The organism is Aliamphritea spongicola (assembly GCF_017051665.1).
GTDB lineage: Bacteria > Pseudomonadota > Gammaproteobacteria > Pseudomonadales > Balneatricaceae > Amphritea > Amphritea spongicola.
The window spans coordinates 1-279 of sequence record NZ_JAFIDL010000142.1 but is presented as its reverse complement, the minus strand read 5'-3'; the positions used below and the strand labels follow the sequence as shown (position 1 = coordinate 279).

The 279-nt window shown below is 57.0% G+C and carries 1 protein-coding gene; it reads left to right on the top strand.

Annotated elements, in window-relative coordinates; genetic code table 11:
• A partial coding sequence (locus JYB63_RS23090; RefSeq protein ID WP_205660249.1) for a ClpXP protease specificity-enhancing factor SspB occupies window positions 1-279 on the top strand: 279 nt, incomplete at both ends.

Sequence of the window (279 nt, the reverse complement as noted above, 5' to 3'; positions counted from 1 at the left end):
ATTCGGGGCTTCCCGGAGGGCATCACTTCTTCATCACGCTCAACACCCGCTATACCGGCATCGAGATGGCCGAATGGCTGCACGCGCGCTATCCCGAAGAAATCACCATCGTCGTCCAGCACTGGTTCGACAATCTGGAGGTGGGCGAGGACGGGTTTTCTATCACGCTGAATTTCGGCAACCAGCCCGAGCCGCTCTATGTGCCCTTCGATGCGATAACCACCTTCGTCGATCCCTCGGTGGAATTTGGTCTGAAGTTCGAGACCCATCTCGATGACG